Source organism: Pseudoalteromonas sp. MMG005, assembly GCF_018101015.1.
In the GTDB taxonomy this organism is placed as follows: domain Bacteria; phylum Pseudomonadota; class Gammaproteobacteria; order Enterobacterales; family Alteromonadaceae; genus Pseudoalteromonas; species Pseudoalteromonas aurantia.
Genome location: NZ_JAGJEK010000020.1, coordinates 93,373 through 109,440, shown reverse-complemented (window position 1 = coordinate 109,440; position 16,068 = coordinate 93,373). Strand labels below are relative to the sequence as shown.

The window sequence follows — 16,068 nt, the reverse complement described above, 5'->3', positions numbered from 1 at the left end:
TGATGTTTAAGTTGTATTGTACTTGAATACATTTTAGAGATAGTACCTTCGAGAGAAAGCCTTTTGAATAAAGGAGTCTCGAAGATATCGTCATATTAAATATATTTAGCGCTTTAAACGTAGAGTCCTTGCTGATTAATGGTTGATTCATTTTTTGCCTGTTTCACCCAACCTAAATCGACAGGCACTTGATACAGGCGTTGATTAGCCAGTTGTGGCCATATATGACACAAACCAGGTGCAAAGACTTTTGCCGTGTTGATGGGTAACTCATCTCGGGTATAGTCCACAACTAACACTTCAATGTTCTGATCTTCAAGTGCTGCAACCACAGCCTGAATATTATTTTTAATATCTTGGTCAGTTACCAATTTAACACTTTCAACCGGTACATTTTGTGGATAGAGAAAAGGGCGCTTGGTTATGGCATCAAAATCAAATGGTGCATTCTTTTGGTCTCTAACCGGAATTAATTGACAGAGTTCCGTGAGTGCTCTTTGGGCAGCCATTTCAGGCTCTAAATGGCAACCAAAACCAAAAATGAGACCGCCATTATGCAGATGTTCTCCCACAGCCGCCATAACCGGAATACCAAAATCATGGGTTAAGTCGAGCACCCAAAAATTGTGGCTGACTTTGAGCGTGTCGTTCAAAGGAGCAAAGTAGTCTAAGGCAATACGAGAAAGCTCAAATGCAGGCCTGTGTATTTGGTTATACCACCAGATGGCCGTTGCATCACGCTCTATCAGTTCAAATAGCCCTTGCAGTATCGCTTCTTCCAATGAATTACCGGCAGCGGCACCATTTGAATGCCAGCGGCCAAAAGAGTCGTCTGTAAAAGGAATATTAGCAAAGCATATACTTAGAGGAAGGTACACTCTTTCGTTATTGGATAATGACCAACTCGCAAACCAATGTATGGAGTCACTGTGATACCGTCTGACAGCTTGGCTGCGCTGAGATTCTGGATTATTAATGTCACAAAACATTGCGTACTGCTTCTCACTAAAGGGGGCCAGCTGATGAAAGCTCATGTGTCGCTCGTTCAATGAGTGAGCCGTTGAAATGTGAAAGGGTTCATTCCCTTGGTACTGCGCATTACGCCTTTCTATTGCCTCACACAATGCACTTGCTTGCGATTGTGCGTGGCTAACCCCTTTGCCTAAACAACTTTGTACGAAACTATTATTATCTAAGCGGTTAATATGTTTTCCCAAAGGCGTTTTAAAAAAAGCTGTTTGATAAATTTTTATTGGCCCTTCATATTTTGTTTCAAGTGGTTTCAGGTGGCTGATAAAGCCCGTTACAGGGTCTACAAAGGGCATGATTTTTAATATGGTTTGTTCTGGTGTTAAAGTCCGAGAACCACCATCTGTATTGTATGTAATCGGGCTGCTTTGTAATAAAATAGGTTGGCCAAATAATGTCTTTTGTAGTGTAAGTACGCGCCTATCTTCTGGAATTAGGTGAGTTGATGTCTGATCCTTGCCTATATCGTATTGTAGTAGCTCACAATGATGACTCTCCATTTGCTGCTTTAGTAATCTTTGTATATCTTGCCATTGAGGCTCTAAAAATTCATGACGCAACTCGTATGGTGCAAACGCTACTCGCCCCTCGTTTTGACAGGTAATAAAGTGGTTTACGGGACGGTTTTGCCGAAGTAGATCTTGAAGATATCGCAAGCTGGCTTTTTTAGTGGTTAAACTTTGCGGTGACGTGTTACGTTTTTTGCTAAAAATAGGGGTGAATTGCAGTATATTTCCGGTAACTTTGATAACGCAGTATTTATCGAGTTTTTTGGTTAGAGGCAAGAGTTGTTTATCGAGTAAATCATCAACGAGTAATATATGTAACTTATCTGCACGGTTTTTTTCTTTTGACTTGAGTACGGTTTGAAGTTTCATGCTCCATAGCTTTAAGAAGTCAGAGGCTGCTGAGGATATACTTTTGATCTCAAAGTTATCGCTGATGTAAAGTTGTGAGCATAGTTGGGGAGATGGTTGGCGGTACTTAATTGTCATGGGGTCAGAGTTATTACATAAGATTTTATGTTTGACTAGCTGATTGGCGCGATATAAAAATGTGGCGCAGTGTAGCGTTGAGTGTGCAATTGTTGATGCGTTTTGAAGCGGTTGTGCAAGAGTATCATTAATCGTCGTTACAGCAGGGTAATCGCGTTCACTGAGCCAAAAAAACTCATGTTCAGCAATAAGTAACACGCCTATGCGTTCAAAGCGATAGGGGAGAAACTTAGGGTGCCAGATCAATTGATTAGTATTCATTATAAATAACTTTTATTATAAATTATTGGGTTACGAACATTGTCGGGCAAACAATAGCCAAAAGCGTCGGTTTGTATATGCAGTGAAATTGACAGGCTCAGCCTGAAAACATCGGAACTATTAGGTCCACTACAGTGCCAAGTATTACCGTTATGGATAGAGAATTCATTATTATTTGAGTACGCATAGACTTCTTGATAGCCCACATTTTCAGGTGTTATGTCAACGAGCTTCTGGGTTTGCAATTCAAGATCACATGGCGCGCCATCATTGAAATCATGTTCAGTATTGCCGGACCACAAATGTGAACCCTTTACAAACTTCATATTGCCGCTGTGTTTACTGATCGGGTTTAAAGGGATACATGCAACAATGATGTTTAATTTATTACATCGACTATTTTTATAGTCAGTGTGCCAGCCAACGTTGCCAGAGTTACCGCTATGGGCTGGTTTAAAAAATAAATGAGATGAGTTCAATTGAATTTTGTGAGCACCTGTGAGGTTGATAATATACTGAATAAGTGACGGTGAAAAAATTAATCGATATACAGAATGACTGAGCATATGCACTGTGTCGATTTTTTGAATTTTGTTCGGTTCTCCGATATTCCAACACAGCGCCGCAGGGATTTTATTGGCGGCTGAGTTTGTAAAGATCCGAGTAAACTGATAACAGATCTCATTTTTTAGTGCTTGCCAGTTTCTGTCTTGTTCTAACACAACAAACCCATCTTTTGTGTATTTGTCTTTCATTGGAATAGCCTTAATACAAGTAGCCGGTAAGTACATGGGTACTTATTGAGCTGGGTTAAATTAACAGTGCATGTTGGTTCAGTTGTGATTCTAGTTTTCTCTTGGCTTGTAGCTGCATAGATACAGGCACAGAATAAAGGCGCTCTGATGCAAAGTAAGGGAATAAGTGACATGTACCTGGGATGATTACTTTTACTGTATGTAAACACATATCTGGACGAGTGTAATTCAGTACGAGTACATCAAGTGTTAAGCTTTTTGCGCAATCTAGTAAGTGTTGTATATCGTCACAAATATCTGAGTTATAGGGCCGCCTAATTTCATTAGTACTCTCCGCGGAATATTGAAGAGGAAATAGAAAATCTTTGTTGGTTATCTCATCAAAATCAAAAGGGGCTGTATGATTGTGTCGTATTTCGAAAATTTGGCATAATTCAGTTAACGCTCTGTGTATCGCGATAGTGGGATCAATGTGGCAACCAAAACCTAAACTAAATTGTTCAGTGATTTTGTTATGTGCGACTGCTGCAAATACAGGGACGTTAAAATCGGTGGTAATATTCAAGACCCAATAATCGCAATGTTGCTCCAGCGTATTTGATAGCTGAAGTGATAACTCGTTATTGATCCCTTTTAAGCAAACGCTATTTCTAGGTACTTGGTTATACCACCAAATGGCAATAGCATCTCGCTCAATGATTTCAAGGAACCCCTGTAAAAGGGCTTCTTCTAAGGTATTTCCGGCTGCGCCCCCATTGTGGTAAAAACGACTGTATTTTTGATCTTCAAAAGGACAGTGATCATAACAGAAGCTGGTTGGCACAAAGCACTGTTTGTGAGTAACTAAAGACCAAACAGGGCTCCAGTGTAATGGCGTATCTCCATCGTATGGTTGTATAGAATACAAATTATGTTGGGCATTACTTTTGGATGAAAAATGTTGATACTGAGCGTCTGAAAAAGGGGATAACTGCTGTGGTAGTATGTATTTATCAGAGTTTTTAGGTGGAGTTGCTAAGTGTGTGGGTTCGTCGCCTTGATATTGAGATGCTAAACGTTCAATTCCTTCACTCAATGCGCTAACTTTAGATTGCATGGGAGTAATCCCTTTGCCCATAGAGCTATACCAAAAAACAGGCAACGGAGTTTTTGAGTCAAAAGAAAGCGGTCGACGTGGTACTTGAAAGAACCCACTGCGGTATATTTGATTGACCCCCTTTTCAGAGCTTGATTCGGTATGGCAGTGAGTCAGTAGACCACTAATGGGGCTGACTAATTTTTGAAGTTTATCATGGGTCTCACTTACTGGTACCGTTCTATAGCCACCATCGTGATGGGTTAACTTTTTGCTAGGGCTTAGCTTAATAGGCTTAGTATTGTGTTTGAATAAATGGGGATCTCCGCAGCTTTGGCATTGAGGGCGTTTAATGACCGGATGGATTGTCATCGTGGTGTCATTTATTTCATAAAGCGTATTGAGGTGGTGATCACTCATTAATTCAGGAATGACTCTTTCGGCCTGTGATTTAAACTGCTGCATACGATGTGTATCATAATGAATCGGAATTGGCGCTAAGGCTTGGACTGAAGGCTCTATGGAAGCATTGTCTTGACTATCAGTGAACCAACGTAAAGCACTATGAATTAGCATACGGTGCTGCAAGCATTGCCAGCATGCACTTTCAACTAAGGGGTTAAACAAAGGCCCGACAAACGCGCGCTCCCCCGTCACTTTAATGATTAACCATTGAACTTGATTGTCACGATATGCTTGATTAATCGCAGATAGTCGCGGATCTAAGTAATCGTCTACGATTACGAGGCTTGTTTGCTCCAATATAGAGTCAGGGAGGGAGACGCTTTCAAAATCAAAGGGTAAATCAGGTTTAGATAACCAGACGATTTCTTTCCAGCGACTATTATTGTTTATTTTGGGAGGCAAAGTATATTGGGGCACATAGTAATGACTGACTTGCGCAAGACTTTGGCGTGGTAAAATGAAGCCTGCTTGTACAAGTACTGGCAAAAGTGTTCTAAGGCTCACAATGATCTTACTAGAACAGAGCGAACTTATTTCAGTTAAACTTTTACCTTGCGTTAAAATCGAATGTAATGCGTCCATCTGCTCTATTTCAATCAGGTGGGTATCGCACTCTGCCAATAATCGGTAGTGGGTATCCCGGTAGGGAGCCACAAAGAATTTTGGGTGCCACTGATAGTGCTCATTAAATACTGCCACTGTTTAATCTGCCATCTCTAAGTGTGAAGCTGCTACGATATGATGTGATTCAGTAGGTAGATTGGTCGCACTGGACCCGTGTTCATCAATTTTTAACTCATAAAACTCTCGACCATTATTAATAGTGATATCAATGCATTCAGTCTCGCTTAACTCGCTCAACTGTTCAGTTATATTCTCAGTTGTGAAATGCAAATGGTCTGGGTGTGGAAAGTCTGTGCCATATAATAACTTTTTATGGCCAATAATATTGATGACTTCGCGTAAACAAGGTTCGCCCAACTCAATACCTACCCAGCATTGGCGTTTAAAATACTCGGAAGGTAGCATTTTTATATTACTCTCTACTAGGCTTGGAAATTCAGGGAAGCAAATGTTATCCAAGCGCCATAACCAAGAAGGTAACCAAGATGCCCCAGCTTCTAAAAAAGCGAATTTCAATTTTGGGTATCGTTCTAGTACGCCACTTTCTAGTAAAGCCACAAACGCCATTTGTGCTTCCATTGGATGAGAGCATGCGTGCAATGAGAATCTCGCACTAAAGCGTTGGTTTCCGGTGGTTGAGCCATGAAGGCAAGAGCCGCCATGAAATGCAACCGCGATATTGTTAAACTCACATGCTTGCCAAAAAGATTCGTAATCAGGGTGACCTAAGTCTCGATTTGCGATGACTTCTGGACGCAATACAATACTAGACCAACCATAGCTTATTATTTGTTCTAATTGTCTAAGTAAAGAGCTTGGGTTATGGCGACTGATCAGGCCCACTGCTTTTAACTGATTTGGTGCATGTTGGCAATAATTGTGAAGCCAACGATTATACGCATCAGCATAAGCAAGAGATACCTCAGCGGGTAGCTGTTGATGATTGACGATAAAAGTAGCGAAAGTAGGGAATAAACACGCTACATCAATATTACTTTGCCGCATGGAATCAAGTTGCTGCTCCCCCGCCATTGCTTGCTCACGTTGTTCAATACTGTCTGTATTCAAATAAGCGCTGGCAAGTTGCTCTGTGTCATGCCAATTATTGATGATAGGAATATCGCCAATTGTGAATATAGGGGGAAGGTCAATGCCACCCTGAGGTCCAAACTTTAAAATACGCTCACGCTTTTTGGCGGGCGTGTCGTATACACAGGTAAGTGGGTATTTTTGGAAAATAGTACTTTCAACATATTGCTGCCACATAGCGAAAGGCTCTACAACATGGCGGTCTGAGTCATACATCTGGGTTGTCCTTTATAATGATGTTACGGTGTCATTTCAATTTTATGAATGAGATTGCAGGCACTATTTTTCATAAATTATTGGGTATGTCGTGTTGTCTTTTAGCATTTCTCTAGCGCGTGTTTCATTGGTACTGAACGTCACTTTATCTGTTATTAAACACATACTAACGGCATATCTCCCTGTGTCAGTGGTGTTTTCGGCACTGCCATGCAAAGTTTTTGGGTGATGAAAGGCAATATCTCCTGCATTTGTTATCGAAGGCGTTTCGATCCAAGGATGGGGGAGAGAATCAATTTTTATCAGTTGTCGCTGTTGGTGAAGATTGTGTTGTGCTATGCCAGAGTAACGAGATTTTTTTGGCCAACAATGTGATTGGTTTACATAAGTGAGAGGCGCCATTGCTGCACACATATCAACCAGAGGCAACCAAGCATTTATTACGCCAGAGGTAAACGCTGAAATATAGTCGTTATCACGATGAAAACCAACTTCACCTCCTTGACCACTGTTTGGCGGTTTGTAATATAGTTGACTGAGTACAATTTGAACGCAACTTGCGCCAGTGATTTGTGCTGCGAGTTGACCAATTACAGGGGAAGTTAATAATGCTTTTATTGCGTAATTAGCAAGGTGAATTTGTTGAACTCTTTGCACTTGATTATCATTGCCTACATCAGGGGTGCTCCAAGGCGCAATACCAGTATCATAACGGCCTTCGAGTACTTGCTGAGTACCTGTTAATGCATCAGCAACCACGGCAGGGTTAATACTATGAGGATGCAGAGAGAATCCATCCAGTTCATAATTCGTATTATGTGCGTTATCTATTTTAGACTTCATGCAATTATCGTTCAAAATGGAATCGGTAGTAAGTACACTACAGAGTGATTTAGCAATGTAATGTACTCATATATCAGCTTTTTACAATATACTTATTAGCCTACAGTGAATGGCTGGCTGGCGCGTAATGCAGTAAAATCGGCTATTGCAGAAGCCCCAACATCGAGTATTTCTGGTGGTGACGGTAGTACGACTTCAAGTTCACTTGCGTACTCAGCTGGGTGCCACCTTTCGCCGCTTTTTGGCAACTCAGTGGCATAGTGTATGTAAATCTTCAATCCTGGAGGGATGGTATATCCTAGAGTTTCTAGCATTTCTGGGTAGCTAGATAACTGATCTCCACCAGTGATGGTGTTTTTAAAATTCTCATTAATAATTTTTTCTAAGCCAGCGGCCTTTAATGTGTCTGCTATATCGGTTTGTAGCTGAGGGAAATGATGCACAAATTCCCGGTAGATATGCTTTTTAGAAAAACCTTGTTTAAGTTCACTGCGGATCTTTTCTTGTGCCTCAACAATTGTTTTAGAGTCTTGTAATGTCGCTTTAATGGTTTTAAAAGTCTTTTCACCCGTTAAGCTATTTGAAAAACGAATCGTCGCTTTTTGCCATCGACTGTTCCAATTATAGGCAACCATCCTAGGTACAAAGTATTCCCAGTTGGCGTCTTCTGTGAAGGCGAAAGCCCCACCACGGTCGAATAATTGCCCAACACTATTGGGTTGCTCTCCCGCTTTTTTATGCTGTGCGCTAAGCAGGTTCAATAGTTCGGCTTTTAAACCTTTAATGAATGCCTCATTATTACTCGTGTCATATGTAAAGAGGTACCAGGAAATAATTGCGCAAGACAAGCTGTCGATGATGTTAGTGGTACAATTTTGAACGAGCTCGGGATCTGTCTTGCCTGCGTTTTCATTACAAAATGAGGGAGTAGCAGGGCGGTTTTTTGTATCATAGTCATCAAACAGCTGGCTTAGTGGGAAGTAAAAACCAAGTAATTGAAAGTTAGCAATAATATCAGCTTGGCTTTGGTTTTTATTTGCGGTGTTTTCAGCATTAAACATATGATAAAGCGAATTTACAGGGGGGATTTTGACGTGTAGCTTACCGAAAAGATGCTCATACCCATTGACAGGCTTAAATAAATCGCCGGTGTTGTATGTGATGTCGTTATCAATAGCTTGCAGTGTCACTAATACTTCTTCACCAACGGTACTGACAATATGTGCTGATGTTGGATCATACGTACCAGCAGGCGACGGAACTACATTACCTTGTTCATCGCGGTATACTTCTGTAACATTTTGGATGTTGAGGTCATATTTTAGGATGGTATATAGGCACCTTACACAATCTCCTTCATCACAACGTTGCCAGTATCTCGCGAGCACGTTCGGCCATATATGGTTCAGTACGAGTCTGTCAGTAACGACAATATTATTTATATTTGAAGACGTATTGCTCATTATTCGTTCCTTCTTGCTTTTAGGGTTATGCGATTGCACTTAACGCACTTAGGTACCGCTTAGTATATAAAATCAGGTTTATACGTGACGTTTTGTAGCCCACGTTCGTTCATGTACATGGTTAACTCTTTAAGCTTGTGATTGTAATCACTTGTCATCAGCTCAGGCGCAATTGCCTTTAAACAGTGCAGTGCTTCGAGGGCAGACCACCTAGAGTTTTTTTGCCACGCTAATTGTATTGAATCATGTAAGAGTTGCTTGATTTCATTACTCACAGGGTTGCTTACTCCTTCATGATAACCTTTTAAAAATAGGCATTTCGCTAACGTTGTTTTGATATATGGAAACCATATAAATGTGTTATTCCGCTGTGCAATGGCAAAGCTATCTCTAAAGCGTTTGATTGCTTCATCAAAGTGATGATGTTTCATGTACAGTTTGGCTAAAAAAGTACACCATCTAGCGGTGGAAATATTTTGCTCAGATTGCCTAATAATATTTGTTTTTAAGTTGCCTAATTCAAAATCGTCCGTTGCAAAGGCATAAAGCGCACTCAGATATACAGTATGATGTACCACGGAGGTTCCTTTACCATATTGACGATCATAAGCGTGCATACTGTCTTTGATTTGTTGGTTGTCATTTAAGTGAATTGCATTAATTGCCTGAAATAAGTAGACAAAGACTCTAGATATGTCATCTAAGTCATCAGTAATTAATGATTCGGCTTGGGCGAGCCTAATTGCTGCTGTGGAAATATCACCGCTATGCAAGTAGTACATCCCACCCATCGCGAGATTCTGTACATGAGGATGTATACCGTAATCGCGGTAACAATTTTTATCGCGCTCAGGATCCCAAAGTGATATCGCCTTTTCGTGCAAAGCCAACGCGTTGTCTATATCACTATCAAAAAAGTAGACTTCGGCTAACATCATTGCAACCATCATGTGTCTTTGGGTGTCATTATGCGCAATAGCATCGGCCATCATTTCTCGGCCTAAGACCCCCGCTTTTTCGCGTTGTGATTCGTAGAATAAATTCAGGAATAATACCCAGTCGCTTTTATCTTTGGTTAATTTTCGAAGGTGTGTATTACCTGTCGGCGCTAACTCATTTAGTTGTTTTACAAGTGCAGGGATCTGCTGGGTTATATGGGCTACCCTATCTCCTCCATATCCGTCTAGTGATAAAACAGGGGCTATTTGAGCACCGAGGATTTGTATTTCTAGCTCCATAGCAACTGTGGGAGTTTTAATATGTTGACACCAGTCTAAAACCTCTTTGGTAGCTTCAAGTGCCTCGACGTTTGCTGAATAAGTGACTTGTTGTTGAACACCTTTTAAACCGTATTCGGTTGCCTCGCGGTATTGTTTCGCTAAAAAGAAGTGCCTAGCAATTAAAGACATAGACAAATCGGCATTATATTCCAACGACTTCTCTAAAGACTTAGCTACTTGTAAGTGAATTTGTTCTTTTTGTTGAAGAGACATCGCTTCATAAGCGGCATCTCTTACTAAGGCATGTTTAAAAATATAATTATCGCCATCCACTTGCCGTTGTTGGAAAACAAGCTCCGTATTGATTAACGCTTGTAAATCATTTTGTATTTGTGCTTCATCTTTGTCAGAGGCAGAGACAAGTAGCGCGTAATCAAATTCACGACCAATTGCTGCCGCCAGTTGTGCAGTGTCTTTTCCTGATTGCAGCTGATCAAGCTTTTGCTGTAATGAATCTCGTAACGTCATGGGTACAAGGGCTTTTTTATCTTCACTCACGAAGTCAAATTGCCCGTTTATTTTATGGACCAGTTTTTGTTTTTGTAATGATGATGCCAGTTCTTCAATAAACAATGGAATACCATCAGTGCGCTCTTGAAGCACTTGAAGCAGACCTGATGCGAGAGGCTGGTGGTCAAACAAATAAGTGATAAAAGAAGTTGTATCTTCTTTGTTTAGCTTTGGCACACATAGCTGAGTGAATAAATGAGGGTCAACTGACGCAGGCTGAGACTCTCTTGAAGTTGTTAGCCAGCTGTGAGCACCTTCTCGAAATACACTGGTTGAAACAAAGTACCCAATGAATTCCTGGCTGGTTGGATCTGCCCAGTGCATATCTTCAAAAATAAACAAATGCCTGACAACGGCTGCTCCATTGTGGTAAAGCTCAGAGGGCTGGCATAACAGGTGCACTAAAATATCGAATAGTCTTTGTTTTTGTATTTCTGGAGATAAACTCGAGGCGTTATTATGCTCTGGCAATGGAAGATTTAACCACGCGGATAAAATTAACAGCCCTTGTTCTTGCTTTTCTTGAGTCAAAAATGTTCTTTGTATTGCCTGTTTGAGGACACCTAATGCTTGGGTATCAGTGAGGGCATCAAGCGAATATTTAAATTTTAACAACGTGATGATAGGGAACAGCGCATTGTTTCTATATTCCGGTAAACATTGTGCAACTAGGTGACGCAACGCTTTACTCTGAGTGCGCAGCTCAAAAACTAGACGTGATTTGCCAATACCTGCTTCACCTTGAATATGTACACACCTAGGTCGGTCGGGGTTTAATTGACTAGTAAGTAGGGTGTGTAATGTTCTCAGTTCAGGCTGGCGACCAACAAAAATGGAATTTTTTCTGGTGCCTCTAAGAAACCCAAAAGCCTCTAATTGACGCTCTCCATGTAAAATGAATATTGGGTCATTTTGACTATGAGTAAGATTTACTTGATTGCACATATCAAAATGTAAATAGCCATCTAGCAAATGTTTTACGTTTTCAGAGCAAAGAATTTGATTTGGCGGGGCTTGTCGACACAGGTTCATCGCTTCATGTGCGGTTTTTCCTTCCGGCATGTTATTCGCTAGGCTCACCATCATCCCTACTTGTATGCCCATATGGGCATAACATGTCACACCTTGTGTTTTTTTGAGTAACGCATTTTTTTTATGTAAATTGCTGGCAATTTCAAGAGCTGTGCGACTACATAAACGACTATCATTGTCGGTGACTTGCGGGTAGCCAAAATAGAACAGTAATGTATCGCCTAAGTTTCCAACATGGTAGGCACCATACCTCACAGCAATATCGATACATTGCTGCATTTGATCAGCATGGAGCGTGTCAAGAATGTCTTGTTCTTCATTGCCGATTGTAGCTTCTTGAACCGTGCTAATAATGACACAAAGCACAGAGACTTGTTTTCGCTCAGTTAATCGAGTATATGATAAGCGAGCATCGTAGTATTGCGTTTCATCGTCATCGTTAGATTGTACAATTCCTCTATTATCACGGTTGGTTTGAAAAGAAAGAGAGCCAACTAAATTAGAGAAATTCAGCTTTTTAAAATGGTGATAAAGTTCGGTTGTACTTGCTGGGCGTTCTTGGGATTTCTTGCTTAATACACGACGCAATAGATTTGCGGACTCATGGCCCGCTAAAAGCCCTAAAGGTACATTGGAGGGACTTAACTGTTGATGAAAAATAGCAGCTAAGCTACTACCTGAAATGGCAGGTTGGCCAGTAAGGCACTCTAAAAACACAAGTCCCCAAACATAAATGTCAGTTTGAGGTATTGGAGGTTCTCCTCTGAGCTGCTCTGGTGCGCTATAAGATGGAGTACCCAAGGTTTCTTGCGTCAATGTAATACTTTTGTAATCAAGCTGACGAGCTTCGTGTCTTAATGCCCCAATGCCAAAATCAAGTACTTTAACGTGTGTATTTGCACCTACACGGTAGAGCATTATGTTTGCTGGTTTTATGTCTCTATGAATAACACCTTTGTCATGTGCATGGGCAAGGGCATCTAATACACTCGCCATGATATGTGCAGCGTCTGAGGGTTCAAAAGGACCTGAGTTAATTAATTTGTCGCGAAGTGATTGCCCATCAATGTATTCATACACGGCGTAAAGTAGAGAATCTTGTTGTTGACCTTTATCGATTAATTGCACGATATTGGGGTGATTCAAGCGGCCAATTAAATCAACTTCCCGGTGAAAGCGCTCGATATAGCGACGCCTTTTATCTTGAACCAGTTCATGTGGCAGTGAGAGAAATTTTATTGCGACAATTTGCCCTGTACTTACTTGCTTTGCCTTATAAACGAGCCCAAATCCTCCTTCACCAATTTTATTAAGTAGTTTGTAATAGTCTGAACGAAAAGTTGTTTTGATATCTAGGTCCGTGGTTAACGTAGCCATGTGCGAACATATTCCATATGAGGTACAACTGTTAAAAGTTTGTGTTTATATTATATCCAATGTACACCCTTATCAATAATTACTGTGTAGTCGAGGGATTATGTTTAAGGAAATTGTTGTTATATGAGGGTTACTGATCCTGATGGTAAGTCGCAGATGTAAAACGTGTTCGTATTGGACATTGAACAAATATCAAAAGAGGCCTTCAATTCTTAGTTACGTTACATATATCATGTGGTGAATCGGGGTTTTCCTGTCATTAATTAGACATTATAGGGTTGTGCTTTTTATCGAGCCTAACCTTGAGTTTTATATACTTCTAGACAACACTTAAGCTACTGAAAGCGAAGTTAAGCGATGCAATGAAGCAATTTATAGAGCAGTTAAACTCCCGCGTTGTACGGCTGTATGTTGTCGCATTTTCGGTTGCAACTATTTTGATATTGAATGCTTTATTGGTTCATTTATTACACTTGAAAACACATCAAAAGGGGGTTGAGATTGTAAAAGAGGTACATCAATTAGCGACACAGCATAGAACAAATGAGCAAATTTCAGAAATTGCACAGCAATATGGTTTTGATTCGGTCTTATCAGAGGAAGTTGGCGGATCATTAGAACATGAAGTATTTGTATTTGACGGACTGAAATTAACCTTATCACACCCCACCATAATCGAGCAGTACGCAGCTGTGTTACTCTTTTTTAATGTGTTATTTATTGGTTTTTTAGTTTTCTGTTATCGTTGGTGGCTAGTTTATCGAGTGAGGCCAAAAACCTTCTATTCGCAAAATAGGCAAATGAGTACTTCGAGTAGTGTGGCACTGCCCGCTGCAATTGAGCCAAGAAAGTCGGACGACTCACTTTTTAATGTGTTTGCGTTAGTTAAATGGCGGTATGTCATTGATTCAAAAATAGACGCTCAGCAGCACTTTTCCGTTATTTTAGCAAAGCATTTTTCTAATTATACTAAGTGTTCGGTGAAGTACCTTAATTCGGGAGCGCTCGCTGTGACATTTGAGCGCATTCCTTTTGGTGATGTAAGCCAAATTGAGAAGCGATTACATGAAGTTGTTTTTCAGGCGCTTTTAATTATGCGTCCAGATTTGTCTCGTAAAACGGTTAAAATCGGTGCCTGTTATTATCAAGCAAGAGCAGATCAAACGCAGGTATACCAGTTAGCCCGTTCAGCGCTCGCTGTTGCTGTGAACAATGTGTGGCAGCATGTGCATATGGTACCGTTAAACAAAACACATGCAACGACCATGCAAAGTAGTGAAGATGATTTTATAGCGTATATCCATAAAGGGCAGTTTGTTTTATTTTTTCAGCCTTTGTTTTGTTTCAAGCAACAAGATATTAAACAAAGTGAAGCATTGCTTAGAGTAAGACACAGTCAACTGGGTTTAATTTCAGCTAAACAGTTTATTCCACAAATTCACAGTAGTGAGCATATTAACACCTTAGATAAGACTATCGTGACGCATACGTTGAAAGTGTTACAGAAAGAAGCCAATAAAACAAAGGTAAGTATTAACTTACACTATATCAACTGGTGTGATGAAACATTTGTTAGTTGGCTAGTAAAAAAAATCACAGACAGTGGCGTAGCTTCTCGAGTACAGTTCGAAGTGTCAGCTTATGACTATTATCATCATCACCGCGCGTTATTATCTGCTTTTAGCCAGTTATCAAAACTGGGAACAGGTGTGTTGCTGGATCATGTAACCGATGTTTTACCTGGTAAAACACTGCGTGCAATACCTGCGATGGAAGCCATAAAATTGTCTTTTGAAGTGGTGCACCATATTGATACAAATCAATTGCAGCAACGTAGTGTTCGTCAAATAGTACGACAAGCCGAAAGGGTTGGCATACCTGTTTATGCCGTGGGCGTTGAGACCCAAGCCGAGCTTAATTGCCTTCAGCAGCTAGGTGTACAAGGTGCTCAGGGGTATTATTTTGCTGAATTACTTCAACAAATTGAATTAGTCGGATACTAAAATGAGAGGTAACTCGTGATTTTTATTCTGTGAGTTAATGCTTTATTGTCAGTTTAGATCATATCTCGATACCTGAGCCCGTCTAGACCTTGTAGTCCGCCAGTGTGTATAAATGTGATATGACTATGGGCAGGGAAATATCCTTGTTCAATGAGGTTCCATAGTGCGTAAAATGCTTTTCCTGTGTAAATAGGCTCCAATGGAAGGTTATATACGTGTTTCATCTTTTTACAAAAGAACCATAGCGTTTTGGAGAACTTACCATAGCCACCATCGTGATGATCACATAATAATTGCCAATTATGTTGAATGGCAGCGTTGGGATTTAACTTAATGATGTCTTGTCGAAGGTATTCGGCGTTTTTTAAAACAGCGACTCCGATTAGGTGTGTGCTTTCAGGAGTACCACTAATGAGTCCGGCAAGAGTTCCACCACTGCCTGTAGCACAGACAATATAATCTGTATTATTGAGACTACCTGCGAGCTCTTTGACCCCCTCAAGTGCGGCATGATTACTCCCACCTTCTGGGATTAAGTGACAATGCGGGAATGTATTACGTAATTCGTTTTGATAGGCGGGTTCATTACGTTGCCGATACGTGAGTCTATTTACCGGATATAAATGCAATTTACAGGCTCGAGCCATTTTGATAGTTGGGTTTAATTCATCAATATTGGGTCCTCGGATAATAATATTCCCTTGAATGTTATATAGTCTAGCAGCCATTCCTGCGGCATATAGATGATTAGAAAATGGTCCTGAAAACGTTAAAAATGCGTTTTTATTGTTTTTTTGCATTTCTTTTAGGTTGTATTTAAGTTTGCGCCATTTGTTGCCACTAATTGTTGGGTGTAACAAGTCATCACGTTTAATGTTTAATGTGATCTGCTGTTTTTGTATGATGGGTGAGGTTACCTGCTGTATTGGTGACTCAGGCCAATCAAATTGAAGAGGGCGCATAGACATATCTCTGATTTTAAGTGTGATAAGTGTAACAAACCTCCTATATAGAATGAAAATCTCAATAGAATACTGGCAACGAACTAGGC

General features: G+C 40.5%; 9 protein-coding genes. 1 reads left to right on the top strand and 8 read right to left on the bottom strand.

All coding sequences use genetic code 11. The features are described 5' to 3' along the window. Positions 1-113: 113 nt before the first annotated feature. From J8M01_RS16515 to J8M01_RS16485, 7 genes are all read right to left on the bottom strand, one after another. Entirely contained in the window at positions 114-2,285 is a 2,172-nt protein-coding gene (locus tag J8M01_RS16515; protein WP_211058696.1) for a YcaO-like family protein, read from the bottom strand. Next, complete coding sequence (locus J8M01_RS16510; RefSeq protein WP_211058695.1) at positions 2,285-3,040, bottom strand: phytanoyl-CoA dioxygenase family protein; 756 nt, start codon at positions 3,038-3,040, stop codon at positions 2,285-2,287. The genes J8M01_RS16515 and J8M01_RS16510 overlap by 1 nt, the downstream gene beginning before the upstream one ends. A 55-nt stretch (positions 3,041-3,095) precedes the next feature. Then, positions 3,096-5,279, bottom strand: coding sequence for a TOMM precursor leader peptide-binding protein (locus tag J8M01_RS16505; protein ID WP_211058694.1), 2,184 nt, complete (start codon positions 5,277-5,279; stop codon positions 3,096-3,098). Positions 5,280-5,282: 3 nt separating this feature from the next. Next, positions 5,283-6,509 carry an amidohydrolase family protein gene (locus tag J8M01_RS16500; RefSeq protein WP_211058693.1) on the bottom strand — a complete coding sequence of 409 codons (1,227 nt, stop codon included), beginning with the start codon at positions 6,507-6,509 and terminating at the stop codon, positions 5,283-5,285. Positions 6,510-6,572: 63 nt separating this feature from the next. Further along, positions 6,573-7,352, bottom strand: a complete 780-nt coding sequence (locus J8M01_RS16495) for a phytanoyl-CoA dioxygenase family protein (protein ID WP_211058692.1) — start codon at positions 7,350-7,352, stop codon at positions 6,573-6,575. A 95-nt stretch (positions 7,353-7,447) separates the two neighbouring features. Beyond that, the gene (locus J8M01_RS16490; RefSeq protein WP_211058691.1) at positions 7,448-8,815 is read right to left on the bottom strand and encodes a hypothetical protein; all 1,368 of its coding nucleotides are present in this window, start codon (positions 8,813-8,815) and stop codon (positions 7,448-7,450) included. Between the two features lie 59 nt (positions 8,816-8,874). After that, entirely contained in the window at positions 8,875-13,014 is a 4,140-nt protein-coding gene (locus tag J8M01_RS16485) for a TOMM system kinase/cyclase fusion protein (protein ID WP_211058690.1), read from the bottom strand. Between the two features lie 362 nt (positions 13,015-13,376). Between J8M01_RS16485 and J8M01_RS16480 the strand changes: the two genes are divergently transcribed. Beyond that, complete coding sequence (locus tag J8M01_RS16480) at positions 13,377-15,017, top strand: EAL domain-containing protein (RefSeq protein ID WP_211058689.1); 1,641 nt, start codon at positions 13,377-13,379, stop codon at positions 15,015-15,017. A gap of 53 nt (positions 15,018-15,070) precedes the next feature. On the opposite strand, the gene J8M01_RS16475 is transcribed toward J8M01_RS16480, so the two are convergent. Beyond that, positions 15,071-15,979: a pyridoxal-phosphate dependent enzyme gene (locus J8M01_RS16475; RefSeq protein WP_211058688.1), complete on the bottom strand. Its 909-nt coding sequence runs from the start codon at positions 15,977-15,979 to the stop codon at positions 15,071-15,073. Positions 15,980-16,068 lie beyond the last annotated feature (89 nt).

Excerpts from the sequence above, each read along its gene's own strand:
- J8M01_RS16475 (WP_211058688.1), bottom strand. The coding sequence starts at position 15,979 with ATGCGCCCTCTTCAATTTGATTGGCCTGAGTCACCAATACAGCAGGTA.
- J8M01_RS16510 (WP_211058695.1), bottom strand. The coding sequence starts at position 3,040 with ATGAAAGACAAATACACAAAAGATGGGTTTGTTGTGTTAGAACAAGAC.
- J8M01_RS16500 (WP_211058693.1), bottom strand. The coding sequence starts at position 6,509 with ATGTATGACTCAGACCGCCATGTTGTAGAGCCTTTCGCTATGTGGCAG.
- J8M01_RS16490 (WP_211058691.1), bottom strand. The coding sequence starts at position 8,815 with ATGAGCAATACGTCTTCAAATATAAATAATATTGTCGTTACTGACAGA.
- J8M01_RS16485 (WP_211058690.1), bottom strand. The coding sequence starts at position 13,014 with ATGGCTACGTTAACCACGGACCTAGATATCAAAACAACTTTTCGTTCA.
- J8M01_RS16515 (WP_211058696.1), bottom strand. The coding sequence starts at position 2,285 with ATGAATACTAATCAATTGATCTGGCACCCTAAGTTTCTCCCCTATCGC.
- J8M01_RS16480 (WP_211058689.1), top strand. The coding sequence starts at position 13,377 with ATGAAGCAATTTATAGAGCAGTTAAACTCCCGCGTTGTACGGCTGTAT.
- J8M01_RS16495 (WP_211058692.1), bottom strand. The coding sequence starts at position 7,352 with ATGAAGTCTAAAATAGATAACGCACATAATACGAATTATGAACTGGAT.